Genomic DNA, 23815 nt, shown 5'->3' with positions numbered 1-23815 from the left:
ACGTTAAATAAATATATATTTGGCTTTTAAATTTGTTGAATGGAGAATATACGTAAAGGTGTAGCAGTAATAGTATTGCTTTTTGTAAGTTTTTTTTCATACACACAAGAAACGTTACCAATTTACCAAGATTATTTATCAGATAATGTGTATTTGGTTCATCCAGCAGCAGCTGGAGTAGGAGAGTGTGGAAAAATTAGATTAACAGCAAGAAGTCAGTGGTTAGGAGTAGATAATGCACCACAACTACAAACCTTAAGCTTTCATGCTAAGGCAGGAGAAGACTCAAAAGCAGCATACGGAGTCATACTTTTTAATGATAAGAACGGGTTTCATTCCCAAAAAGCAATTCAAGGAACTTATGCTTATCATTTAGATTTAAATAGAGGAAATGCATTTAATCAACTTTCTTTTGGTTTGTCGTTATCGGCGGTTCAAAATGAAGTAGATCAATCTACTTTTGCTGGAGATCCTCAGGTACAGCAAATCATAGAAAGTAGTTTTTATGTAAATGCAGATTTTGGTATGGGGTACCACTATGGTGGATTTTCGAGTTACTTAACAATTAAAAACATCTTTTTATCTGCAAAAGATAACTTAACCTCAGAGTTTGATGCTTTAGATTTAAGAAACTATATTTTAGGAGCGGGATACTTTTTTGGAGACAAAACAAAGTTACAGTACGAACCTTCTTTAATGTTTCAATACAAAGAACAAACACAGGAAAAAATACTTGATCTTAATGTAAAAGTATACAAGACTCTTAAAAAGTCACAACTTTGGTTAGGGCTTTCATATAGGACGTCGTTTGATGGAAATACTTTTGAAGATGCTCGTTATTTTTCTCCAATTTTAGGAATTAATTTTAACCGATTCATGGTATCGTATACTTATACGAAACAGTTTGGAGAAATCTTATTTTCTGATACAGGATTCCACCAAATTTCTTTAGGGTTGAATCTATTATGTACTAAAAGAAGATTGGCAGCCTGTCCTAATATTAATGGACAATTATTCTAGAAAAAGCGTTCTTCAATTACTACAGAAGGATAATCTTTCAAGATGTTTTCTAATGTAGTTTTGTTATTATTTATATAAAAGAAATTAGAAGGTGTTGTAGCAAGAGAATCATTTAATAGATCTCTTTGTAGCAACACTTTTTTGGTTTGTTTAGCAACAGCTTCTCCAGAATCTATAATTTGAATATTATTACCGATAATTTCTTTAATCTTTGGAATCAAGTAAGGATAATGCGTACATCCTAACACCAAACAATCTACCTCTTCTTGTACCATAGGCGCAAGGTAAGAAGTAAGCAATTCATGCATTTCTTGAGAATCGATTTTATTGTTTTCAATCAACTCTACTAAGCCTTCCCCAACTTGTTCAATAATTTGAACTTCTTTATCAATATTGGAAGAAGTTTTTTCAAAAAGCTCACTGTTTAATGTTCCTTTTGTAGCAAGAATACCTATTTTTTTTGATTTAGTGAGAATAGAGGCAGGTTTAATAGCTGGTTCTATTCCTATGAAGGGAATCGAATAATTCGCTCTTAAATAGCTTATAGCATTTGTTGTAGCAGTATTGCAAGCAACTACTATCAGTTTGCAGTTTTGAGCAACTAAAAACTCGGTATTTTTAATAGACAATTCTAAAATTTTTTCTTTGGACTGTTGTCCATAAGGTGCATTAAAACTATCTGAAAGATAAATAGTTTCTTCATTTGGTAATAATGCATGAATTTCTTTCCAAATAGAAGTACCTCCAATTCCAGAATCAAAAATACCAATAGGTTGTTTTTTAGTTACAGTAGTAGTATGCATAGTACAAAAATAAAAATCCTGCTTTTAAAAGCAGGATTTCATATAATGTTTTATTATTTGTCTATATTGTTAAGATTAGAAACCTAATTTAGCTTTTACAGCGTTGTAGATATCTTCACCTTTTTCGAAAACTAATAAACCTTTACCTGGAGAAGCATCGAATACATAAACAATATTCTTTTCAGCAGCTACAGCTTTAATTGCATCTTCAGCTTTCTTAAGAATTGGCACAGTTTTCTCTTGGTATCTCTTAGCCATTTCTTGGTTCATAGTTTGCTCAGCTTGAGCCATTTTTTGTCTATCTTGTTGTACTTCGATTGCTCTTTGTTGGTTTACTTCTTGAGTTTGAGTTTTTCCTTCTGCTTCGTATTTTTTTACTTTAGCTTCAAACTTCTTGAACATACCTTCAATATCGTTTCTGTATGTAGTTCTTAATTTCTCTAACTCAGTTTTCAAAGCTTTTGTTTCAGGCATTTCAGCCAATAATTTATCGGTATTAATGTGTGCTATTTTCTGCGCATTCACCACACCACCTAAACCAACCGTAAAAATTGCAACTAATAATAACGTTTTTAAATGTTTCATGTCTGTTTTAATTTAAATTTTTATGTTCTTCTTTCGTGTTACTAATTTGTCTTTTGATCGCTAGCGTCATCTCCTTTTTTCTTCGCATCTTCTTCCTGCTTCTTTTTAGCCGCTTCTTTCGCTTTTCTTAAAGCATCTTTCTTCTCTTTTAACAATCTGCGTTTTTCTTCTCTTGCTTTTAAACGCGCCTGTCTTTTTTCTTCAATTTGCTTTAATTTTTTCTCTCTTTCAGTAAGCTTCTTTTGTTTAAGAGCTTCTTTCTTTGCCGCTCTTTCTTTAGCTTCTTCAGAAACACTTTCTTTGTCTAATAATTTTTTTCTTTCAGCAAGTTTATCATACTTAGCTTGCTTTTTCTGATCTATGTTTATAAGCTTTACAACTAGTGGGCTAATATCGTGTTTTTTATTAGAATATAACATGATTAACTCGCCAGATTTATCAAAGACAAAGTCATATTTTTTCCTAGAAGCTATGGTTTGAACTGCATTGTAAACCTGGTCTTGAATCGGCTGAATCAATGTTTTTCTCAACATAAACATATCACCATTAGTTCCAAAATATAAAGACTCTAATTTTCTTAAAGCTTCTTGTTTTACAAGGATATCTTCTTCACGTTCTTCTATGATATCTTGAGTAAGAATTGCTTTTTCGTTAGATAAATCAGTTTTTAATACTTCAATAGCTCTAGCTTCTTTATCTAAATTAGCTCTCCATTTTGCAACCTTATCGTTCAATGCATTCTGGGCTTCAATATACTGCGGAATATTCTGTAGAATAAAGTCCATATCGATATAGGCTATTCTCTGATTTTTTTGCGCAGTAATAATGCTTACAGTAAGTAAAAGAACGAGTGTTAAAATGTTTTTTTTCATCTTTATAATGTGTTAAGAAAAAACCGTGCCAAAAGACATACACATTACAAATGTATGCTTTTAGAATTGTCTTCCGATAATAAAATGTGTTTGCCAACCAGATTTCTGTGTAAAACCAGGTAACGGATCGAATCCATGTGCAAAATCAATACCTAGTAAACCAAATGCAGGCATAAATATACGAATACCTAATCCAGCAGAACGTTTCAATTCAAACGGATTAAATGTACTAAAATTGTCGTAAGCATTACCAGCTTCTAAAAATCCTAATGTATAAATAGATGCAGATGGTTTATCTGTAATCGAATAACGTAATTCTAATTGAAATTTGTTATAGATTGATCCTCCTTCAGTAGAAGAAATTCGGTTATTTTCGTAACCTCTTAAACCTATAATTTCTCTTCCGTCTAATTGTCCTTGTGCAATACCATCTCCACCTACAAAATAACGTTCAACAGGTGTTAAACCTAATTCGTCATTATAAGTTCCTAAATATCCCATTTCAAAATTAGACATCAATACTAATTTATTAGCTAAAGAAGTATACCAAGTACCTTTTGCAGAAACTTTATAGTACTCTAGCCACTTGTATCTGTCAGCTAAAAAGTCTTGTCTTTGCTCAGTAGAAAGGTTTGATGGTTCGGTTAAATCTTTTCCATTAAATAAAGAATAAGGAAGTGTAGCCTTAGCTCTTAATGTAAATTGAGATCCATAAGTAGGGAAAATTAAACTTGGTCCAGCAGAGTTTCTACTTAAAGTAACTGAGTATGCTAAATTGTTTAAATCTCCATTATTTAAGATGGCGTTAGAATTTCCTACACGATATGGGAAATTGTTTAAGCCAATTCTTTGGTAACTGATGTTTTGAGATAATTGAAAGAAATCATCTGGCCACTGTAAACGTTTACCTAATCCAATAGAAGCTCCAAAAATATCTAAACTCTGACTTCTATCTACAGTATTATTTCTAAAGTCAAATCTATATTGATTTGAGAAATAAATAGAGAATGATAATGATTGTGGTCTTTTACCACCTAACCATGGCTCTGTAAACGATAAACTATATGTACTGTTAGTTCTACTTGCTTGTAAACGTAACGATAAACGTTGTCCGTCCCCCATTGGTAACGGAGTATAAGCATCTTTGTTAAAAATGTTTCGTAAAGAGAAGTTATTAAATGATAATCCTAAAGTACCAATAAAAGATCCTCCACCAAAACCACCTTGTAGTTCTATTTGACTTCCTCCTTTTTCTACTACAGAAAATTCAATATCTGCAGTTTTATTTTGATAATCAGGTTTTACATCTGGAACAACATTAGCATCAAAGAATCCTAATTGTCCAATTTCACGGATAGAACGAATAATGTTTTGGCGACTAAATAAATCACCAGGTTTTACTCTTAATTCTCGGTAAATAACATGATCATTTGTTTTATCGTTTCCTACAACAGTTACTTTACGAATTGTTGCTGGTTCGTCTTCTCTAATTCTTATTTCTACAGTAATAGAGTCATTTTTAACTTTAGTTTCTACTGCATTTACAGAAGAGAAAAGGTATCCATTATTATGATATAAGGTTTGAATGTCTTGTGAGTCTGGTGTTCCATCTCCAGAAATACGCTCTTTCAAAACTTTACCATTGTATACATCTCCTTTGTCAATTCTTAAAAATTGCTTTAATTCTTCATCAGTATACTTTTTGTTACCTACAAATAAAATATCCGCAAAACGGTATTGACGTCCTTCTTCAAGTTCTATTTCTAAGTTAATAGTATTGTCTTCGTTCCAAGTAAGTCTATTATTTAAAATACGAGCATCTCTAAAACCTAATTCGCTATATCTTTCTAAGATACTTTCTAAATCTTCTTTAAAATCATCTTCAATATACTTAGAAGATTTCCAAAAACGACCTAAGAACTTTCTTTTGGTATTTTTCATAATACCTCTTAGCTTACCATCAGAAAGTGCTTTATTTCCAACGAAATTGATGTTTTTAATTTTAATACGATCTCCTTTATCGATATGAATAAACATATCAACAGAATTAGTATCTGTAGTATCTTTTTTAGTATTTAAAGAAACTTTTGTTTTTAAGAAACCTTTATCTGTATATTTTTTCTTGAAGTAATTTCTAGTAGTAACGATTAGGTTGTCTGTTAACTGTGTTCCTTTTTTTAATTCAGCCTCTTTTTTAAGTTCTCGAGCTTTCGATTTTCTAACTCCAGTAATAGAAACATCATTAAGTTTTGGCAACTCTGTTACATCAAATTGTAAGTATACAGTGTTTCCATCTATTTTAGAAAGGTATACGTCTACTGTACTAAACTGTTTACTTTCGTATAATTTTTTAATTGCACTGGTTAACTTATCTCCAGGTAACTTAATAGGTTGCCCATCTATTAAACCAGTATATACTTTTACAGTAGGTTCAGAGAACTTTTGTAATCCAGTAACCGTAAAACCACCAAGGATATATTCTTTACCTTTTTCGTAATCGATTTTACCTGTTGGTTTAGTAACAGGATTAAGAGTGTCTTTCTTTATATTGTCAATTGGCTTTGTGCCAACATTGGTGGTGTCTTTAGGCGTGTCTTGTGCGTTTGAAGTCGCTGCAAGGGCGAAAAATAATAGTAAAAATAATAAGTTTTTATACATCGGTACCAATCTGTTCACTTGTCTTTCCAAATCTACGTTCTCTATTTTGATAGTTTATTATTGCTTCGAAAAGATCATCTTTTCGGAAGTCAGGCCATAAAACATCTGTAAAATACAGTTCAGCATAGGCCATTTGCCACAATAAAAAATTGCTGATTCTTTGCTCCCCACTTGTTCGAATCATTAAATCAACGTCGGGCAAATTAAATGTATATAAATGATTATTTATAACTTTTTCGTCAATTTTTTTTACATCAATTTCGTTATTAACAACTTTTTTAGATATGTTTTTGATAGCGTTAACAATTTCTTCCCTAGCACCATAACTAAGGGCAAACGTTAATGTAATCGTAGTATTTCCACTTGTTTCGTCAATAACTTCTTGAAGTACTTTTTGAGCTCTTTTTGGAAGTTGTTCAGTAGCACCAATACTGTTTACTTTGATTCCATTTTTATGAAAATCTGGTAATTCTTTCTTTAAAGAAGAGATTAATAAACTCATTAAAGCATCTACTTCTAGCTTAGGTCTATTCCAATTCTCTGTAGAAAAAGCATATAATGTAATAAACTTTGTACCTATATTTGCAGAAGCAGCAACAGCTTCTCGTACAGCTTGTAATGCGTTTCTGTGTCCAAAAACACGTTGCATTCCTTTCTTTTTGGCCCATCTACCATTACCATCCATAATAATAGCAATATGGTTGGGTACATTGTCTAAGTTTATACTTTGTAATTTTTCACTCATAAATTATTCTGTATCGGCATAACACGGTGGTCTTCCAAATGTATACACAAGGGAAAACCCGGTAAAAGTATAAAAATCGTTTCCACCTCCACCAAAGTTTAGAGATGCTATTCTATCTGTAGAGTAATCTAATTCATCGTTAAAAGTAAGTCGAATAGCAGATTCAAAAGCAAAAGCTAAATGATCTGAAATTCTTCCTTTAATTCCAACACCTAACGGAATTGACATAGAAAACTCATTGGTAAATTGAACAGCACCGCTTGCATTTACAGAGGCTGGAGCTTTATAATTAAAAGCTGCAACTTCTGCAAGTATATATGGTGTAAAGGTTTGTCCTAATTCTCTAATATTATATTCAAAGAAGTTATATTCTATACCAGCAGCAAACTCATGAAGTGTGTTTGTAAAAGAAAAATTACGTTGCTGTCTAAACAAATTGTCAGAATCTGCATCTGCACCAGAAATAGGTAATGCGGTATATGTTCCTCTTAAAGCCATTCTTGGATTTAGATTATACTTGTATACAAGTCCTCCAGCGAATTCATTAGGGAATAGGTAATTGGTTCTCCCAATGTCACCTATAAAGTTAGAACCTCCCACAAAAAATCCAACCTCATGGATTTGAGAAAATGTAATGCTTGTTGTACAAGCTAATAGTAATGTTAAAATAAATCTCTTCATCTCAAGAAATAGCGTGCAAATATATGGAATTGAATTTGCTTTAAAAAGTTAATAATCTGTCTTTTTGATTAACTTTCTTTTTCAGGAAATATTGTGAAAAAACTCAGGTTTTTAAGATGAGGATTGATTTCGAATATCTTCACCCCAAAGTAATTTTTTTCGCAAAGTTTTTAAATATGACTGATTTTCTAATTGTATGGTTTTTATTGTAAAAGGTGCTTTCTCTATAAATACTTTTGTAGCCTGCGGAACGGTAGTTATCCTTGAGTCTAAAGAGATTAGGAAATCTTTTTCTCGAGCACTAATTTCTAACTGTATGGTTGTGTTCTCTGGAATTACTATCGGTCTGGCATTTAAGTTATGTGGTGCAATTGGTGTAATTATTAAACTAGTTGAATTCGGTAAAATTACAGGTCCGTTACAGCTTAATGAATAGCCAGTAGATCCTGTTGGAGTAGCAATAATTAACCCGTCTGCCCAATAATTGGTTAAATATTCTTCATTTAAATAGGTTTTAATACCTATCATAGAAGTCGTATTTCTTCTGGCAATAGTAACTTCGTTTAAAGCAAAATTTAATTCAGAAAAAGCATTTGTATCTGGTGTTGTTTTTACTTGTAAAAGAGTTCTTTCTTGCAATGAGTAATTACCATTTACAAGTAGGTCTACTGCTTCTTTAATTTCTTTTTTCTGAACAGTAGCTAAAAAACCTAATCTTCCTGAGTTAATACCTAATATTGGAATGTTTAAATTTCTAACATAGGTCACAGCTCTTAAAATAGTACCATCTCCACCTACAGTAAACAACATATCGAAAGAATCAGATAAATCTTCGAAATGGGCAAAAATGGGATATTTTTTAGTTAAAATATCATGTTCTGTAAGGAGGTTGTAAAAATCACGTTCTATAAAAATGGCAATATTGTGTTTTTCTAATGCCTTTATAAGTGTTTTAATCTCCTTTTCAGCAGATATAGTATATGACTGCGCGTATATAGCTACTTTTTTCAACAGGATTGTATTTGGTTTTTTAGTTTAATGAACTACATATCGAGATACTTTCTAAAGTAATTTGCACGATCTTTTAATTCCTCTAAGTACATATCGTCTTCTAATTGAGAAATAACATTATAATCGTACCTTCTGAAAGTTTGAATAATTTCATTCATTTCTTCTGAAGCAATCTTTAGGGTGACATCCACAGTATCTGCATTTTCTTTAGAAACGTACAACCCTAATAATTTTGCTTTATTACTTTCTACAATTTGAGAAACCTGACTCATAGAAAAATCAGTTTTAGATTTAGAAACAACTAGTGTAACATTGTCTTTGTGCATAAAAGGACTATCAGCAAAAACATCTAAAATATCTCTTAACTCATAATATCCTATATAGTTTTGTTGCTCATCTAATACAGGAATTATGTTACAATCATTTTCTGCAAATAAAGCAATTAACTCTAAAAGAGTAGCTTTTTTATCTACATGGAAATGATGTAATAAATGAGTAAATTCACTAAGTGGTTGATCTGCATTTTCTATAGTTTGGATATCTTCCTCAGCATAACAACCTATTAGCTTATGATTGTCTATAACTGGAATATGAGTAATAGGAAGATCTCCACATAATTCTTGTGCACTACTTACCGAACTTTGTAAAGAGAGTGCTTTGATTTCTTCAAGTATGTAGTCGTTAATATTCATTGTTACGAATATAGTTTAAAAACTTTTAATAGATTATTTTTGTACACTTAAAATATAGACATGACAAAATTAAGTGTAAATATTAATAAAATTGCTACTTTGAGAAATTCTAGAGGGGGAAACGTACCGAATTTAGTACAAGTAGCAAAAGATGTGCAAGCATTTGGAGCGAATGGAATTACGATTCATCCAAGACCAGATGAACGTCATATTCGTTATCAGGATGCTTATGATTTAAAACCTATAGTTACTACTGAATATAATATTGAAGGAAATCCAATTCAAAAGTTTGTAGATTTGGTAAAAGAAGTTCAACCAACTCAGGTAACATTGGTGCCAGATGGAGAAGATGTGTTAACTTCTAATGCAGGTTGGGATACGATAAAACATCAATCGTATTTACAGGAGATTATTGCAGAATTTAAAAATGCTGGAATTCGTACATCTATCTTTATTGAAACAGACTTAAAGTTAATTGAAGCTGCTGCAAAAACAGGAACTGATAGAATTGAATTGTATACAGAAGATTTTGCAAAAGAATTTGAAAAAGGGAATACAGAAGCAGTTAAGCCGTATACAGAAGCAGCCGTGTTAGCACATGAACTTGGTTTAGGAATTAATGCTGGACACGACTTGAATTTAGAAAATATAGAATTCTTTAAAAATAATATACCAAACTTAGCAGAAGTTTCTATTGGTCATGCACTTATTGCTGAGAGTATTTATTTAGGTATAGAGAATGTTGTAAACATGTATTTACACAGATTACAATAATTATGGAAACCATTTTACATTCAAAAATAGTAGGAGAGGGAAAGCCGTTGTTAATTTTGCATGGCTTTTTTGGAATGGGAGATAACTGGAAAAGTTTGGCAAATAAATTTGCAGCAGATGGTTTTCAAGTACATTTAATAGATCAGAGAAATCACGGACGTAGTTTTCATACAGATGAGTTTAATTACGAATTATTGGTAGAAGATTTATATGATTATATAGAGTTTCATCAATTTGAATCTGTGAACTTATTAGGACATTCTATGGGAGGGAAAACAGTCATGTTTTTTGCAGTGGCTTATCCTGAATTAGTAGATAAACTATTAGTGGCAGATATTTCTCCTAAATCATACCCACCACATCATCAAGATATTATTAAGGCATTAAATACAATAGATTTTTCTGTACAGAATACTAGAAAAGCTATAGATGCTAAATTAAGTGAATTAATACCTGAAATGGGAGTGCGTCAGTTTCTATTAAAGAATACTTATTGGAAAACAAAAGAGCAATTAGCATTTCGATTTAATTTAACATCATTAACTTACAATTATGATGAGATTATAAAAGAATTACCTTCTTTCACAACATTTGAAGGTGATACATTGTTTTTGCGAGGTGGAAAATCAGGTTATATTACAACTGAAGATGAGCCTTTAATAAAAGCACATTTTCCAAAAGCAATTTTAAAAACGGTGCCTAATGCCGGACATTGGTTGCATGCAGAAAACCCTGCAGATTTTTATAAAGAAGTAATTACATTTTTAAGATAAAAAATAACCTTGGCATTTGCCAAGGTTATTTAGTTAAAGACGGGAAAAATCGGGTTATCCTCGTCTGTCTTCTCTTCTTTCTCTTCGATCTTCTCGGATTTCCCTTTTGTCTTCTGCTATTTCTAGTTTTGTAGCTTTAATATCAGCCTCCATAGTCTTGGCAAATTCATTTAATAGATTAGAGTTTGTTACTAATTTATGTTTACCAGATTTTCTTTTAGCTAAGTAGTTATATGCTTTTATAGTTTTCATGATGTCTTTTTGACGTGCCGTTCTAGCAACTTGTGCTTTCAAGTCTCTAACATCATCGTTTTTATCTCTTAAATCGTCACGTTTATCACGCTTGTCATCTCGTAAATCTCTTCTGTTTTTTCTAGTGTTTTTCCAAGCTACATCTCTTCTAGAGTTACGAGCCTCCCTACGTGAGTTGTTTAATTCTCTTTTACTTTGTCTTAATTCTATTTGATCTTGCTTTATTTTACGTTCACTTTGTGCAATTTCTCTTTTCATATCCGATAAAATATCTGCTTTTAATCGTTTAATTTGCTTTCTATCATTACTAATGAAAGCATCTTCAAAAGCTGCTATTTTCTTTTTGAAACTATGTAACTGCGCAACATCTTTTTTTAGTTGTTGTTTATTAGCAATCATAGCCTTGGTATTATCTACTGCTTCTCTTGTGTTTGTTCCTATTTGAGCACTTACACTAGTTATTGATACGGCTAAAAGAAGTGCTAACATTGTTTTTAGTGTCTTCATAATTTCTTGTTTATTGGTAAGACTTCACATTTTTAAAAAGGTTTAATTGGGTAAAAAAATAACCAGCCTAAAAGCTGGTTATTTAAATATTGAGTTATAGTATCCCTATTTTTAGTCGTTTGCTTGTCTTTCTTTTTCTGCTAAGATTTTCTTTTGGTAACGACCTTGAACTATATCTATAATAACTAATGTAATAATGATAAAGTAAAATGTAGTTTTACTCATTGGTTCAATAGCATTTCCAAATAATTTTATATGTGCAATATGTCCGCCTTCTGTAAGTAACATAATTCCTACAATAAAAAGAATGAATAGTCCTAAAACTTCATACATTCTATTTTTTTCTAAAAAGTTTGCCACTCTATCTGCTAACCAAACCATTAATAACCCTCCAATAATTATTGCTGTTGCCATTACCCAAATAACATCTGTTAGAGCCATGGCGCTTAAAATAGAATCGAAAGAGAAAACTAAATTCATAATAATAATCATGGTAATTACTTTTCCTAACGATTTCTTTTTCTTTCCTTCTACATCATGAGTCATTTTTTCTACTCCAATCATGTGCCAAATTTCTTTAATAGCAGTATACATAATAAATACACCACCACCTAAAACAATTAAACTATGGATATTAAAATGACCTTCGAAAACATCTTTAAAAGGTACATGGAACAATGGATTTTGTACATACTTTACTAAAGAAACTAAGGCAATTAATAAAGCAATACGAAGTACAATTGCTAATAAAATACCTACTTTTCTTGCGTAAGCCTGTTTTTCTACAGGAGCGTTTTTAGATTCTAAAGAAATATACAAAAGGTTATCAAATCCTAATACAATTTGTAAAAGGATTAACATTAAGAGTGTAATAATGTTCTCTACCATAGTAAAAATGTTTGTTATGAAATTTTTTCGGCTAATTTATGTGAAATAACACAAAGTGTCAAAGTTAATTTGTAGAGTTGTTATCAGTTATCAGTTATCAGTTATCAGTTATCAGTTGTCAAGTGCGATTTAATCTATTTGGTAAGTTATATTGAATTAGTTTTATGTTGTTGACTGAGTTTATCGAAGTCAAACAAAAGAAAAAGCGAGACAGAAAACTAAGTTCCATCCCGCCTTACGGTCGCCCCCGCGACCCCTCTCTAAATTTTAGGGAAAAATCTAATCAGTATTTTTATTTAATTGAGAAATTATTTCATTCATCTCAATATTTATAAGTTCTTTTTCTTTTAAGTAATCGCTAAAAACACCTATAATAGCTTTTGCAATTACTAAATTATTTCGTTTACCAGAATATACTTTTTGAATGGTTTCTAATGAGAAATCATAACCGTTTTCAGCCAAATATTCTTTTACTTTCTCTCGGTACTTTGGTGGCTTAATTTTTTCTAATTCTTTTCGTTGCGTTGAGGTTATCATAAAAACTATAATGGTTTTTAAGTAAAAGACAACGCTTTTAATTTATATTTGTACGTGTCTTGTACTTCTGCTTTTACAAAGATACGAACAAAATTCTAAATAACAAACAAATTTAAAATAAATTAGAAAAATGTTATTATAAAATGAATGGTTTTATAGATGAAACATATAAACGAGTAGAACAGGTTATGAATCATAATAACTTGAATATTAAAACTTTTGAAGAAAAAATTAATGTTTCTAATAATTCCATTGGTACAGCTATAAGAAGAAAAGCGTCTTTTAAGAGTAATGTGTTAAACAAAATTCTAAATGCGTTTCCAGAAGTAGACCCTACTTGGTTGCTAACTGGCAAAGGAAGAATGCTATTAAATGATAGTAACGCTTACAGTGAAGAACCAGATACTATTTATAAAAATCCAAAGTTAGATAAACTTATAAAAACGAGACTTATAGGATTGTTATCTAAAGACAAAGAAGTAAAAGAGATTATAGAAAACTATCTAAAAAAGGAGTAAAAGCCTGATATTATTTAATAAATTCTTCTTATCCTTAAATGTAAAAACTATTCAGTTTTAAACTAAAGAGACTACTTTTGAGTTATATTTGTGCGTATTTTGTACTTAAAATATTCAAAACACAAATAAAACTCTAAACAACAACCAATTTTTTAAGAACGTTAGAAAAAAGTTATTAGCTAATGAATAATTTTGTAGACGAAACATATAAGCGAGTAGAGCAAATTATGAATGCTAATAATTTGAATATTAAAACATTTGAGGAGAAAGTTGGTGTTTCTAATAATTCAATAGGTACTGCAATTAGAAGAAAAGCATCTTTTAAGAGTAATGTGTTAAACAAAATTCTAAATGCATTTCCAGAAGTAGATCCTGCTTGGTTGTTAACAGGAAAAGGAACCATGTTGTTAAAGGATAATAACTTTTATAGTGAAGAACCAGATGCTGTTTATAAAAATGAGAAGCTTGACCAGCTCATAAAAACGAAGCTTATTAGACTGCTTTCTGAAGATGAGAATATAAAAGACATTCTACTAGATTATATTCAGAAAGAAGTGAAGAATTTGTAAAAGAATAAGTACTTATTTTAAAACCTGAATGGATTTTATTATTTCTTTAAAAGTCTCTAAATCTTTTTGATCAAGTTCATTTTTATTTATGTTTAGAGCTGCAGATACGCCAAATTTATATTCTTTCCCAGGATTTATATAAACAATGTATTGATAAAAGTTACCTTCTACATAGAGTTCTGTAGAGTATGTTCTGTAATTAGGATGATTGATTTTAAATTCTTTTTCTTTCAAATTTTTATATCTATTTTTATAGGAATTCACATCATAATCGAGATCTTCATTTGTGTTTTCATCTTGCTTTTTATAAGCTAGCAATTGAATTATTAATCCACCATTATCGTAGTCAACTTTACTTTTGAAAATGGCAGAGTGCGCCAAATAATTTGCTGCATTTGTAGAATCTAAAACCCAATTTTGAGGTTTTGTAAAACTATAAGAAAAACCTTCACAACTATTGGTAACAGTATATTTGTTGTTTTGCCCATTTGTAGTTAACAAACTGAAAAATGTAACTATTATTAAAAGATTTTTTTCATTTTAAATTAATTTTTTCTGTAAAGTACTTTATTTTGGTTATGTATGTGTTATACAGTTTTTATTCTATTAAAGCTTTTTTTAGTACTTCTTTGTTTTCGTAATTCCCGTCTTCTATAATTTTGTAAACTTTCTGTTTAAATTTCTTTAATTCCAAAAGGGCTTTTTCCAATTCGTTTATAAATTCTGATTGAATAAAGCTCATTTTAACTTTTATATCCTTGCTTTCAGGAGAGTTGTCGTAGTATTCTGATAATTGGATTTCATCTTTTACGATGCGATAAAAAATTGAAGGGTGACCAATCCAAATTTCTTCCCATTTTTTAGACTTCTCTGAGATAATTCTTTCCCAATTTATATAGTCATTTAATTCACTACAACATTGGTGTTCTATTATGAGTTTATCTTTTAGAATTCGTAATCCACCATCAAATGGAGTAATTTGATCGTAGTAATCTTTTGGCTCTATTCCATTAATATGGGAGTTAATTGTAGCACTAATCAATTCGTTTGTTATTTTAGATAAAATAAGCTCATTGTTGAATTTATCAATTTTAATTAATGCTCTAGCTTCGCAAGCTTTTTTATAAAGTTCCGTGTGGTTCCATTCTTCTTGAATTGGTTCTGAATATAATATGAATTCGATTTTTTTCAAATTGTAGGAGATGATTTAATTTATCGTGCTTAAAGGGAATTGAAAAATTTTCTAAAGAAATACATCAAAAAATAACGATAAAAAATACTAGAAACCAAAATATAATTCCAAGCACTCTTACTGTTTTAGCTTGTTTTATTTTTCTGTTAAAACCATGTTTTTTAAAGCGATCCATTTCAGATTCTGAAAAATGATCGTTTCTCCATATCGATTTTGGTGTAAAAAATTGAAGAATAAAAAAAGTCAATAACTCCTCATTAGTTAGAGGTTCTTCTTTTCGTCTTTTTTGAGAATCAAACTCTATTCCCGTTTTTTTCAATGTATTTATAAATTAAGATAACTTCTCATGTAATTCATGATGCGTCATAAGAATTAAGCCAATACTTTTTTGTTCTAATCGTTGTAAATGAGAACTAGCGCTATCTAAAGAATTTAGAATATTGTTAAACTCACCATTTTCAAAAATATTTCCAACTGCGCGTTCAAAATTTCCGCCATCTATAATAGCTTCTTTAAATTCATTAACATCATCTATGTTAGACATCGGAATAAATTCAATAGCGTCAATTTTATTGATATAAGTATTCAAATCTTCTACCCAATCTTTCACCTGATTACTAAACGATACTACTTGCGACTTTTCTAATTCTGTTTGTTCTTGTAACTTATTAATTTCAGTAATAATATGATTTTTGGTATTTAAAACAATTCTATAAATCTCTATAATAATTGTATGCTGATTGTAAATTTTAAGTAGCTTTTCTTCGCTATTAAATTGTTTTGCTAAAGCTAAATGTGTTGTGCAAAATTTAGTGTCCCAGTCTTTAAAGCTCTCATTAAATAACTTTTCACGCTCGTTTGCAAGTAATTCATATCCTTGCTGAATATTTTTCTTTTTAAAATGCTGTCCATTAAACTCAAAAGAAACTTCTTTGGTTTCACCATTAGCAATTTCAATGGCTTTTTGCATTAACTTTTCAATATCTCCAACAGGAAGCATTAATTTTTTAAGCTCTTGTTTTAATTCAGTAATACTATCGGAGGTTACTTTTTGCAAAGAATTAGCAGCTTTTAGTAAATCTTCCTCTTTATCGATAAACAAAAACCTATTTAAGAAGGTATTTTCATAAGCTTCTAATAATTCTTTTCCTTGAGTTTCTTGCTTTATAAAATTTTCAAAAATTTCAACATTAGAAAACTCTTTAGGCTTCTTTTGTAAATAAGTCTCATAAATAAGCATACTCATTTCTTGTTGTAGTGCAGCAGAATTATGAAATAAAATCCAAGGAGATCGAGTATCTTCTTCACAAGCAATAAATGGAGTTTTTGCATTATTTTCTCTCAAATTATTCGGTGGGTGACTTGCATACATTCCAACTTTGGAATTTTCTGAAGAAGAGAAATAAGTTTTACAACCATTAGCATCGGTTGGTAACTCATTTAATTTTTGAGAATGTTGTTCTTGGTTATTCTCGTGTGCTATTTTATTGTGAGTATATAAATTTTCAGCATGTACTTTCTTTTTAGCTGCCAAATAGGCATGATTTACCGTAGCGTTCCAAGTTTCGAATCCATGATCTAATTTCCATAATGCAGAAACAATAGCTTGGCTACCTGAAGTACTTACTGCAACTTTATCAGCATTAAATTCCATTTCTCTAGATAACGAAGAATACATAATATTTAAAAACTGATAGAACAAAGCTAAAACTTGTCTAATTGCCCATATTACAGGAGTAATAACCCATGCGGCGGCCGAAAGACGAATGTCTGAAGCTCTCCATTGATCTAAAATATCATCCCATTTATCACGCTCAAAAATCATGTTATGAATAATGGTATTTGCAGAATTAATATAGCTTCCAATTTTCATTGTACTTTGTGCAAAATGACCAAACTCATGGGTGATAACTGCTTTAAATTCAGAAAGATTTAAACTGTCTACCAAACCTAAACCAATTGTTAGCTCTTTTTTAATAGGTAAAAATAAACTCAGCCAAACATTACTATAAGAAACATAGGCGTTTACGTCTGGATCTACATAAATGTTTTTTGGTTTTGGAGCACCCGTTTCTTCACAAATTTTATCAATAAAAAGCCATAAGTTTTTATGTTCTTCTTTTTTAAGTTTAATTCGATTATTAGGTTTATAGTTTTTTAATTTAAAAATAAACTTTAAAGTAAATACAAATAGCATTATACTTCCAGCTATAGCTCCTATTTTTAGAAAGATTGTTACTTTATTAACGCTTCCCATATCGTATGTAAAAGCATATTTTACCAAATAACCAAGTGCTATAACTAAGCCAGCATAAAGTGCAAAAAATAATAAAATGGCAATTACGGCTAAGGTTGCTCGTATCTTATAGGAAGAAGGTAGTTTGGTAAAGTTTTTAGAAATTGTAGTTGGACTTTTAGGATAGAACTCTAAAGTATTAGTATTCATAGTTTTCAATTTTTTGTAAACATACAAAAAAAGAAAAAACTGCCAAAACTTCCTGTTTTTTAGTTTGGTATGGTTCTCGATATTGTATAGAAAAGCTAAATATGAAATTAATTGTAAAACTATTATTAACTGCGTTAGCAGTATTAGTATTATCACATTTTTTAAGTGGAATTATAGTAAGTAACTATGTTACAGCTATTGTAGTTGCAGTAACCATTGCTGTATTAAATATGTTGGTACGTCCTATATTAATAGTATTAACATTGCCAGTAACGGTATTAACATTAGGACTATTTTTGTTTGTAATAAATGCCATTATAATACTTTTAGCAGGAAAGTTAATAACAGGATTTTATGTAAGTAGCTTTTTCTCTGCATTACTGTTTAGTGTCTTATTGTCGTTATTCAGGTCGGTTTTATTTACGTTTTTAAAAGAAGAGAAATAAAGAGTAAAGAACCAAGAGAAAAGATAAAAGAAGAAAAGATCTTTGTTCAAGAAATAGAGCAGTCTTAACTAAATATTGTAGTCAAACATAAAAAAAGAAAGTAAGTGTCTTGCTTTCAATTGTATAAAACACTTGGTTGTATAATATAAAAATAGTAATTTTGCAGCCAATTTTTAAGAAGATAGTAGTCAAATGAATATTACAAAAGAAAACGTAAATGCGTTAAACGCCATTGTAAAAGTTGATATTGTTGCTGAAGATTATAAAGATAAAGTAGCAGAAGTTTTAAACGATTACCGTAAAAAAGCAAACATTCCAGGATTTAGAAAAGGTCATGTACCAATGGGAATGGTAAAAAAGCAGTACGGTAAAGCGGTAATGATTGATGAAGTAAATAAGCTTTTACAAGAAAGTTTAAACAAGTTTTTAGTAGAGGAGAAGTTAGATATTCTTGGAAATCCTTTACCAGTAGTAAACGAAGATTTTTCTTGGGATACAGATCAGTTTTCTTTTGAGTTCGAATTAGGTTTAGCACCAGAATTTGATGTAGATATTAAAGGAAAGAACAAGATTACTGAATATAAGATTGTTGCTACTGATGAGTTAATCGATAAAGAAGTAGAAAACATTCAAAACCGTTACGGAAAGTTAATTACTTTAGAAGAAGCTGAAGAGCACTCTAATGTAACAGGAACATTCGTAAACGAGGAAAATGAAATCAATAAAAAGTCTACTTTCTTAGTGAATGATTTAAAAGGTAAGAAGAACGAAAAGAAATTCATTGGAGCAAAAGTAGGAGATGTAATTGAAGTTGAAACAAAGAAACTTTTCGAAGAAGATACGAAGTTAGCACAAGTTTTAGGAGTTACTAAAGAAGTTGCAGATGAGTTAGACACAAAAGTTACTTTTACTGTAGAGGAAGTTAATAAAACTGAGCCAGCAGAATTAGATCAAGAGTTATTTGATAAGCTTTTCCCTGATGGAAGTGTAAAAACTGTAACTGAATTAAAAGATAAGATCAAGCAAGATGCTGAAGGACAATTTCAACAACAAGCAGATCAACAATTATTAAATGCTGTTACTGAATATTTAGTAGATAGTACTAAGTTTGATTTACCAGCAGAATTCTTACAAAAGTGGTTACAAACTGCAGGAGAAAAAGAATTAACTGCAGAAGAAGCTCAAGAAGAGTACACTAAATCTGAAAAAGGATTACGTTACCAATTAATCGAAGGAAAGATTATGAAGGATAATGAAATTAAATTAGAGTATGCTGAGTTATTAGACTACACTAAAGGTTTCATTAAAGCCCAAATGGCTCAATTTGGAAACATGAATCCAGAAGAGGAAGAGTTAAATAATATTGCTGGTAGAGTATTAGGAAACCAAGAAGAAGCACAACGTTTACAATCGCAATTATTGTCTCAAAAATTCTTAGCTTTCTATAAAGAAAACATGGAATTTAAGACAAAAGAAGTAAGCTACGAAGACTTTATTAAAGAAGTGTACAAGTAAGAAACACTTAACTATAGATATAAAAAACCGATGCAAATTGCATCGGTTTTTTTATGCTTTTCTTTTTAAGAAATGATATCGTTATGAATGAAACAAGCTGGATGAGTTCGAAATAGAGCGACCTTCTCAGTAGTTCTGAACGTTCTCTGAGGAACTCGAAGGAAACGTTTTAACATCTTGGCTCTTTTAATGCTCTTTAGTACATTACCTTTCTTGTATTAAAAACTAAAATATAAAAGGAATAAAGCAATGGTGTCGAAGAAACCGTGAATAGCAACACTTAACCATAAATTGTATTTCGTTTTGTAGAAAATAAAAGCCAATATCATTCCTATAATACTCGTAACTATTTGTCCAGTTATTCCTTGATATGCATGAAAAGAACCAAAAATAATTCCTAAAACAAGAATATTAATAAACAAGCTAAGTTTGCCATCTCCAAAAAACTTTACAAATTGCTTCATAAAATAACCACGCCAAACTATTTCTTCTCCAAAAGCAGCCGAAATCCAGATAAAAAAGAAAGATATAATAAGTAAAACAGGATTGTCTTTAAGAGTATTAAAATTAGAAAAATCTATAGGTTGTTGTGTAATATTAGTTACAATAGGTAGTAGTACAAAATAATACACTAAGAAAAGAAATAATGCAAGGGCAGGAGCTATTATCAATATATTCTTACTAGTAAAATCAGAACGCTTAAAACCTAGTTGTTTTAAAAATTCAGATTTAAATTCAATATAACTTGATAGCAGTACAATAAGCATCGCTATTATCATTTCAAAATAGTCAAGTCCTAAAGGAGCTTTCCAAATAATAAAAAGTAAAATAATAGTTATTACAGGTAAAATCTTAGATCTAAATAAAGACATTTTATAAAAGTTTATTGTTAAGTTCGAGAACAAAACAAAAACATTTACAACTCTATAGCTGTTGATTTTACTAAGGTTTTACTGAATGGTCGTAAAATTATGACTGAATAAACACTAAGAAACGAGCTTGTTTTCAAACCAAGCTAAAAACTCTTGTTTTTTATAGCGACTAATTACAAGTTGCGATTTATTTTCAACAGCAATTATAGGAATAAGAGTAACTAAAAGTTTTCCATTTGCAATACTGGTCATTTCATTTATGGCTTTTGCAGATACAATAAACTGTCTGTTTGCTCTAAAAAATAACCCTTGTATTAATATTGTTTCTAATTGTTGCAATGTAAATTCTGTAGCAAAAGATTCGCCATTACTTTTTACTAAATAAACAACTTTCTCTTCACTGTAGAAATATGCAATTTCATGATAAGGAACTATAAGTGTTTTTCCATTTCTAGTAACAGATAATTTACTGTCTAAAACTTCTAGTTTATGAAGTCGATATATTTTATGGCCATATAATAAAGCTATAGCAATAGTACTTAATAGTAAGGTAATAAGTAAACCAATTAAAAGGAAATAAAAAGAATAAGAAGCATTAACGAACCAAACAGCAATATAATACAAAGGAATGTACACAAGCGAGATGATACCTAAAGTGGTAAAAACAAATACAGTAATACTTTTACTAGAAACTTCATTGGAGAAATAGTGTTTTTTATGATATGTGAAATTTTTCTCAGCGATGAATCCAATTAGAGAACCTATAATAATGGATGTAATTATAGAAAACCAAGGAAAATCGTACGAATCTCCAGTAGAAAAAGTATCATAATCTGTTAAATGACTTGTAATTAATGATAGAATTACAAGGATTAACAAATTCCTGAATAAAGTATTGTGTTTTTGATAAAAATGCAGAACAGCATGAAAAAACTTCATAGGTAATTTTACTAATATCTATAACTTATGCGAAGTTATATGCTAAAATAATTGCGTGAAAGTTTTTTACTGATAAATTACATCAAATTGATATACAGGATCTTCATTCTCAAACTCGAAAATTCTAGAATAATCCATTACATTATGAATACCTTCTAATTTACATAAATAACCAACAACAGCACATAAACCATTAAATAGAATGTCTTTATTTGTAGTATTGGTAGGTTTAGGATTGTAATGACAAAGTGGAGTTACAAAACCACAAGCTTCTAAAAAAGTTTTTTCAATATGTAATAATTCTAAAGGAGTATAACCGTTAAATCGTCTTCCTAATCGTTGATGAACGCGCCCAACATAATTCAATTCTGTAGAACCATGTGCATCAGATAAATGTTTCCAACTATCATGATTATCTAAGATATTTCCAACAGCACAAGCAGAACAACATTCTGGGTTCAATTCATTATTATGAAAAGCATTGTATAATTTAATTAGCGCATTTTCTAAACGTTTAGGTGTCTTCATATTCAACAGTAATTATCCCTCTAAATATACGAAATATTGGTTGTACCTTTGCGCAAATTACGTTAAATGACAACTTTCGAAGATTTAGATTTATCCAACCCGCTAAGGAATGCAATTGAAGATTTAGGCTTTACAGAACCTACACCTATTCAGGTACAAGCATTTCCAGTAGTAAGATCAGGAAAAGATGTAGTAGGAATAGCTCAAACAGGAACAGGAAAAACCTTTGCTTATATTTTACCAATATTAAGAGATTTAAAATTCTCTAAACAGATACATCCAAGAGTGTTGATTTTAGTTCCAACGCGCGAATTAGTATTACAAGTAGTAGACGAAATAGAAAAACTAGCAAAGTATATTACTTTAAGAGTATTAGGTGTATATGGAGGAGTAAATTTAAATAGACATAAACAAGCCGTTGCAGAAGGATGCGATATTATTGTTGCTACTCCAGGAAGATTGTACGATTTAGCGCTAAGTAGAGTTCTAAAACTTAAATCTATTCAAAAGTTAGTAATAGATGAAGTAGATGTAATGCTCGATTTAGGGTTCAGATTTCAACTATTAAATATCTTCGATTTATTACCAGACAGAAGACAAAATGTTATGTTTTCTGCAACGATGACAGAAGAGGTAGAGGCTTTAATAGATGACTTTTTTATTGCGCCTAAGAAAATAGCTATAGCTGTAAGTGGAACGCCACTAGATAATATAGAACAGGTAACGTATAATGTTCCAAATTTCTATACTAAAATCAATCTTATTAATTATTTATTAGCAGATAAAAGTGAATTTAATAAGGTGTTGATTTTTGCTCCAAATAAACGAAATGCAGATCGTATTTTTAATTTATTAGAAGAAGAGTTTCCAGGACAAAACTGTGTAATTCATTCGAATAAAACACAGAACTACCGTATTAAGTCTATCGAGAATTTTAACGGTGGTAAGCATAGAATTCTAATTGCTACAGATGTAATTGCCCGTGGATTGGATTTACAAGAAATTTCTCAAGTAATTAATTTCAACCCTACACATTATCCAGAAAACTACATGCATAGAATTGGTAGAACGGGTAGGGCAGCACACAAAGGAAAATCGATTTTATTAGCAACAGAAAAAGAGCAAGAGGCAAAAGATCGTATAGAAACGTTAATGAATTACGAAATTCCATTATTGGAAATTCCTGAAGTGGTTGAGATTTCTAAAGAATTAACAGAAGAAGAGCGACCAAAGGAAGATAAATCGCAATCGAGAAATAGAACTTCGTTAGAGTATACACCTGGACCAGCATTTCATGAGAAGAAAGAAAAGAATAAAAAAGTAAACTTAGGAGGAAGTTATCGAAGAGAGATTGCAAAAAAGTATAAAAAGCCTAAAACGAAAGGAGATAAGAATTTCAACAAAAGAAATAAAAAGAAAAGATAGATGGAGGCGTTAACAAAACAAGAACTACATAATCTTGCAATGAACATCGTAGGAAAAAAATTGCAAGAAATGGGCTATGAGTTTGTGGCAATAAATAGTGAATTAAAAAAACACCCACAGTTTGTACTTTTCAAAAAAGGAGAACCTACCATTTTCGTATTAGTAAAAGCAACAAAAAATCTTCAAAATCCAAACGAAGATTACGATGTTGTATGGATGGAAACATTTAAATCTCATGCAAAAAAACAAAACGCAAGTGTTTGGTTTGCAGGAGTTGGGATAGCAAATGCAGAGAGTGTAGATTTACCTGTTTTTAAAGATCAACCGTATTATGTTGCGTTCGAAGACTTCTTAAAATTATCAAATTAACACCCAGCAACGTGTAATCTATACGAATATTATGTCCAATTATAAGGATTTTTGAACTTTTGATACAAAAAGAGGTAAAACCCTATGAAAATCAAACGATTGTGTCGTATATTTGTATTGGGATTATTTTAAATTATTAACTATCATGGGGAAATTATTACTTAAAAGGGTTAGTAGTTTTTTTAAAAATTTATTTAC

At 30.2% G+C, this 23815-nt stretch carries 27 protein-coding genes; 9 read left to right on the top strand and 18 right to left on the bottom strand.

Annotated elements, in window-relative coordinates; translation table 11 throughout:
• The first annotated feature begins 39 nt into the window (after positions 1–39).
• Positions 40–1020 carry a PorP/SprF family type IX secretion system membrane protein gene (locus ACKTTC_RS16290; RefSeq protein WP_408040911.1) on the top strand — a complete coding sequence of 327 codons (981 nt, stop codon included), beginning with the start codon at positions 40–42 and terminating at the stop codon, positions 1018–1020.
• Here ACKTTC_RS16290 and murI read toward each other — a convergent pair.
• The 8 genes from murI to ACKTTC_RS16250 form a co-directional block, all read right to left on the bottom strand.
• Positions 1017–1823, bottom strand: coding sequence for a glutamate racemase (gene murI, locus ACKTTC_RS16285; RefSeq protein ID WP_408040910.1), 807 nt, complete (start codon positions 1821–1823; stop codon positions 1017–1019). The two genes, ACKTTC_RS16290 and murI, sit on opposite strands and share 4 nt — an antisense overlap.
• 75 nt (positions 1824–1898) lie before the next feature.
• Entirely contained in the window at positions 1899–2408 is a 510-nt protein-coding gene (locus tag ACKTTC_RS16280) for an OmpH family outer membrane protein (protein WP_408040909.1), read from the bottom strand.
• Between the two features lie 41 nt (positions 2409–2449).
• Positions 2450–3280, bottom strand: coding sequence for an OmpH family outer membrane protein (locus tag ACKTTC_RS16275; RefSeq protein ID WP_408040908.1), 831 nt, complete (start codon positions 3278–3280; stop codon positions 2450–2452).
• A gap of 60 nt (positions 3281–3340) precedes the next feature.
• A complete protein-coding gene (gene bamA / locus ACKTTC_RS16270; RefSeq protein WP_408040928.1) occupies positions 3341–5938 on the bottom strand; it encodes an outer membrane protein assembly factor BamA in 2598 nt (865 codons plus the stop codon).
• On the bottom strand, positions 5931–6683 hold the full coding sequence (locus ACKTTC_RS16265) for an isoprenyl transferase (protein ID WP_408040907.1): 753 nt from the start codon (positions 6681–6683) through the stop codon (positions 5931–5933). Before ACKTTC_RS16265 ends, bamA begins: the two co-directional genes overlap by 8 nt.
• Before the next feature lie 3 nt (positions 6684–6686).
• On the bottom strand, positions 6687–7364 hold the full coding sequence (gene porG / locus ACKTTC_RS16260) for a type IX secretion system protein PorG (RefSeq protein ID WP_408040906.1): 678 nt from the start codon (positions 7362–7364) through the stop codon (positions 6687–6689).
• 111 nt (positions 7365–7475) lie between these two features.
• Positions 7476–8375: an NAD kinase gene (locus ACKTTC_RS16255; RefSeq protein ID WP_408040905.1), complete on the bottom strand. Its 900-nt coding sequence runs from the start codon at positions 8373–8375 to the stop codon at positions 7476–7478.
• 32 nt (positions 8376–8407) lie between these two features.
• A complete protein-coding gene (locus tag ACKTTC_RS16250) occupies positions 8408–9067 on the bottom strand; it encodes a CBS domain-containing protein (protein ID WP_408040904.1) in 660 nt (219 codons plus the stop codon).
• Positions 9068–9127: 60 nt separating this feature from the next.
• On the opposite strand from ACKTTC_RS16250, the gene ACKTTC_RS16245 reads away from it, so the two are divergent.
• Positions 9128–9841, top strand: coding sequence for a pyridoxine 5'-phosphate synthase (locus ACKTTC_RS16245; RefSeq protein ID WP_408040903.1), 714 nt, complete (start codon positions 9128–9130; stop codon positions 9839–9841).
• Between the two features lie 2 nt (positions 9842–9843).
• Positions 9844–10614 carry an alpha/beta fold hydrolase gene (locus ACKTTC_RS16240; protein ID WP_408040902.1) on the top strand — a complete coding sequence of 257 codons (771 nt, stop codon included), beginning with the start codon at positions 9844–9846 and terminating at the stop codon, positions 10612–10614.
• Between the two features lie 54 nt (positions 10615–10668).
• Here ACKTTC_RS16240 and ACKTTC_RS16235 read toward each other — a convergent pair whose 3' ends face one another.
• From ACKTTC_RS16235 to ACKTTC_RS16225, 3 genes are all read right to left on the bottom strand, one after another.
• Positions 10669–11373 carry a hypothetical protein gene (locus ACKTTC_RS16235; RefSeq protein WP_408040901.1) on the bottom strand — a complete coding sequence of 235 codons (705 nt, stop codon included), beginning with the start codon at positions 11371–11373 and terminating at the stop codon, positions 10669–10671.
• 111 nt (positions 11374–11484) lie between these two features.
• Entirely contained in the window at positions 11485–12261 is a 777-nt protein-coding gene (locus ACKTTC_RS16230; protein ID WP_408040900.1) for a TerC family protein, read from the bottom strand.
• A 279-nt stretch (positions 12262–12540) separates the two neighbouring features.
• A complete protein-coding gene (locus tag ACKTTC_RS16225) occupies positions 12541–12798 on the bottom strand; it encodes a hypothetical protein (protein ID WP_408040899.1) in 258 nt (85 codons plus the stop codon).
• 143 nt (positions 12799–12941) lie between these two features.
• Between ACKTTC_RS16225 and ACKTTC_RS16220 the strand changes: the two genes are divergently transcribed.
• Both ACKTTC_RS16220 and ACKTTC_RS16215 read left to right on the top strand, forming a co-directional pair.
• On the top strand, positions 12942–13316 hold the full coding sequence (locus ACKTTC_RS16220) for a hypothetical protein (protein WP_408040898.1): 375 nt from the start codon (positions 12942–12944) through the stop codon (positions 13314–13316).
• A 182-nt stretch (positions 13317–13498) separates the two neighbouring features.
• Positions 13499–13885 (top strand): hypothetical protein, encoded by a 387-nt coding sequence (locus ACKTTC_RS16215; RefSeq protein WP_408040897.1) that lies wholly within the window; start codon positions 13499–13501, stop codon positions 13883–13885.
• A 12-nt stretch (positions 13886–13897) separates the two neighbouring features.
• On the opposite strand, the gene ACKTTC_RS16210 is transcribed toward ACKTTC_RS16215, so the two are convergent.
• The 4 genes from ACKTTC_RS16210 to ACKTTC_RS16195 form a co-directional block, all read right to left on the bottom strand.
• Positions 13898–14386 (bottom strand): hypothetical protein, encoded by a 489-nt coding sequence (locus ACKTTC_RS16210; RefSeq protein WP_408040896.1) that lies wholly within the window; start codon positions 14384–14386, stop codon positions 13898–13900.
• A 97-nt stretch (positions 14387–14483) separates the two neighbouring features.
• Positions 14484–15077 carry a hypothetical protein gene (locus ACKTTC_RS16205; protein WP_408040895.1) on the bottom strand — a complete coding sequence of 198 codons (594 nt, stop codon included), beginning with the start codon at positions 15075–15077 and terminating at the stop codon, positions 14484–14486.
• Between the two features lie 64 nt (positions 15078–15141).
• On the bottom strand, positions 15142–15396 hold the full coding sequence (locus ACKTTC_RS16200; protein WP_408040894.1) for a hypothetical protein: 255 nt from the start codon (positions 15394–15396) through the stop codon (positions 15142–15144).
• Positions 15397–15408: 12 nt separating this feature from the next.
• Positions 15409–17523: a M48 family metallopeptidase gene (locus tag ACKTTC_RS16195; RefSeq protein WP_408040893.1), complete on the bottom strand. Its 2115-nt coding sequence runs from the start codon at positions 17521–17523 to the stop codon at positions 15409–15411.
• 101 nt (positions 17524–17624) lie between these two features.
• Between ACKTTC_RS16195 and ACKTTC_RS16190 the strand changes: the two genes are divergently transcribed.
• Together ACKTTC_RS16190 and tig are read left to right on the top strand one after the other, a co-directional pair.
• Complete coding sequence (locus ACKTTC_RS16190) at positions 17625–17969, top strand: phage holin family protein (RefSeq protein WP_408040892.1); 345 nt, start codon at positions 17625–17627, stop codon at positions 17967–17969.
• A 192-nt stretch (positions 17970–18161) separates the two neighbouring features.
• Positions 18162–19484: a trigger factor gene (gene tig / locus ACKTTC_RS16185; RefSeq protein ID WP_408040891.1), complete on the top strand. Its 1323-nt coding sequence runs from the start codon at positions 18162–18164 to the stop codon at positions 19482–19484.
• A gap of 218 nt (positions 19485–19702) precedes the next feature.
• Here tig and ACKTTC_RS16180 read toward each other — a convergent pair whose 3' ends face one another.
• The 3 genes from ACKTTC_RS16180 to ACKTTC_RS16170 all read right to left on the bottom strand — a co-directional run bounded on the left by ACKTTC_RS16180 (position 19703) and on the right by ACKTTC_RS16170 (position 21823).
• Positions 19703–20356, bottom strand: a complete 654-nt coding sequence (locus tag ACKTTC_RS16180) for a CPBP family intramembrane glutamic endopeptidase (RefSeq protein WP_408040890.1) — start codon at positions 20354–20356, stop codon at positions 19703–19705.
• Between the two features lie 114 nt (positions 20357–20470).
• Positions 20471–21295 (bottom strand): LytR/AlgR family response regulator transcription factor, encoded by an 825-nt coding sequence (locus tag ACKTTC_RS16175; RefSeq protein WP_408040889.1) that lies wholly within the window; start codon positions 21293–21295, stop codon positions 20471–20473.
• 66 nt (positions 21296–21361) lie between these two features.
• Positions 21362–21823 (bottom strand): Na(+)-translocating NADH-quinone reductase subunit F, encoded by a 462-nt coding sequence (locus ACKTTC_RS16170; RefSeq protein ID WP_408040888.1) that lies wholly within the window; start codon positions 21821–21823, stop codon positions 21362–21364.
• Positions 21824–21889: 66 nt separating this feature from the next.
• Here ACKTTC_RS16170 and ACKTTC_RS16165 point away from each other — a divergent pair, with 66 nt between their 5' ends.
• Together ACKTTC_RS16165 and ACKTTC_RS16160 are read left to right on the top strand one after the other, a co-directional pair.
• Positions 21890–23248, top strand: a complete 1359-nt coding sequence (locus tag ACKTTC_RS16165; protein ID WP_408040887.1) for a DEAD/DEAH box helicase — start codon at positions 21890–21892, stop codon at positions 23246–23248.
• Positions 23249–23617: a Na(+)-translocating NADH-quinone reductase subunit F gene (locus tag ACKTTC_RS16160; RefSeq protein WP_408040886.1), complete on the top strand. Its 369-nt coding sequence runs from the start codon at positions 23249–23251 to the stop codon at positions 23615–23617.
• Positions 23618–23815 lie beyond the last annotated feature (198 nt).

This window comes from Tenacibaculum amylolyticum (genome assembly GCF_964511145.1).
Taxonomy (GTDB): Bacteria; Bacteroidota; Bacteroidia; order Flavobacteriales; family Flavobacteriaceae; genus Polaribacter; species Polaribacter amylolyticum.
Note: the sequence above shows the minus strand (reverse complement) of the source record. Positions and strands in the feature narration are given on the sequence as shown.

What these genes read in the sequence shown, in the direction of transcription:
- ACKTTC_RS16290 (WP_408040911.1), top strand. Translation starts at nt 40, where the DNA reads ATGGAGAATATACGTAAAGGTGTAGCAGTAATAGTATTGCTTTTTGTA.
- murI (WP_408040910.1), bottom strand. Translation starts at nt 1,823, where the DNA reads ATGCATACTACTACTGTAACTAAAAAACAACCTATTGGTATTTTTGAT.
- ACKTTC_RS16280 (WP_408040909.1), bottom strand. Translation starts at nt 2,408, where the DNA reads ATGAAACATTTAAAAACGTTATTATTAGTTGCAATTTTTACGGTTGGT.
- ACKTTC_RS16275 (WP_408040908.1), bottom strand. Translation starts at nt 3,280, where the DNA reads ATGAAAAAAAACATTTTAACACTCGTTCTTTTACTTACTGTAAGCATT.
- bamA (WP_408040928.1), bottom strand. Translation starts at nt 5,938, where the DNA reads ATGTATAAAAACTTATTATTTTTACTATTATTTTTCGCCCTTGCAGCG.
- ACKTTC_RS16265 (WP_408040907.1), bottom strand. Translation starts at nt 6,683, where the DNA reads ATGAGTGAAAAATTACAAAGTATAAACTTAGACAATGTACCCAACCAT.
- porG (WP_408040906.1), bottom strand. Translation starts at nt 7,364, where the DNA reads ATGAAGAGATTTATTTTAACATTACTATTAGCTTGTACAACAAGCATT.
- ACKTTC_RS16250 (WP_408040904.1), bottom strand. Translation starts at nt 9,067, where the DNA reads ATGAATATTAACGACTACATACTTGAAGAAATCAAAGCACTCTCTTTA.
- ACKTTC_RS16245 (WP_408040903.1), top strand. Translation starts at nt 9,128, where the DNA reads ATGACAAAATTAAGTGTAAATATTAATAAAATTGCTACTTTGAGAAAT.
- ACKTTC_RS16240 (WP_408040902.1), top strand. Translation starts at nt 9,844, where the DNA reads ATGGAAACCATTTTACATTCAAAAATAGTAGGAGAGGGAAAGCCGTTG.
- ACKTTC_RS16235 (WP_408040901.1), bottom strand. Translation starts at nt 11,373, where the DNA reads ATGAAGACACTAAAAACAATGTTAGCACTTCTTTTAGCCGTATCAATA.
- ACKTTC_RS16230 (WP_408040900.1), bottom strand. Translation starts at nt 12,261, where the DNA reads ATGGTAGAGAACATTATTACACTCTTAATGTTAATCCTTTTACAAATT.
- ACKTTC_RS16225 (WP_408040899.1), bottom strand. Translation starts at nt 12,798, where the DNA reads ATGATAACCTCAACGCAACGAAAAGAATTAGAAAAAATTAAGCCACCA.
- ACKTTC_RS16220 (WP_408040898.1), top strand. Translation starts at nt 12,942, where the DNA reads ATGAATGGTTTTATAGATGAAACATATAAACGAGTAGAACAGGTTATG.
- ACKTTC_RS16215 (WP_408040897.1), top strand. Translation starts at nt 13,499, where the DNA reads ATGAATAATTTTGTAGACGAAACATATAAGCGAGTAGAGCAAATTATG.
- ACKTTC_RS16195 (WP_408040893.1), bottom strand. Translation starts at nt 17,523, where the DNA reads ATGAATACTAATACTTTAGAGTTCTATCCTAAAAGTCCAACTACAATT.
- ACKTTC_RS16190 (WP_408040892.1), top strand. Translation starts at nt 17,625, where the DNA reads ATGAAATTAATTGTAAAACTATTATTAACTGCGTTAGCAGTATTAGTA.
- tig (WP_408040891.1), top strand. Translation starts at nt 18,162, where the DNA reads ATGAATATTACAAAAGAAAACGTAAATGCGTTAAACGCCATTGTAAAA.
- ACKTTC_RS16180 (WP_408040890.1), bottom strand. Translation starts at nt 20,356, where the DNA reads ATGTCTTTATTTAGATCTAAGATTTTACCTGTAATAACTATTATTTTA.
- ACKTTC_RS16175 (WP_408040889.1), bottom strand. Translation starts at nt 21,295, where the DNA reads ATGAAGTTTTTTCATGCTGTTCTGCATTTTTATCAAAAACACAATACT.
- ACKTTC_RS16170 (WP_408040888.1), bottom strand. Translation starts at nt 21,823, where the DNA reads ATGAAGACACCTAAACGTTTAGAAAATGCGCTAATTAAATTATACAAT.
- ACKTTC_RS16165 (WP_408040887.1), top strand. Translation starts at nt 21,890, where the DNA reads ATGACAACTTTCGAAGATTTAGATTTATCCAACCCGCTAAGGAATGCA.
- ACKTTC_RS16160 (WP_408040886.1), top strand. Translation starts at nt 23,249, where the DNA reads ATGGAGGCGTTAACAAAACAAGAACTACATAATCTTGCAATGAACATC.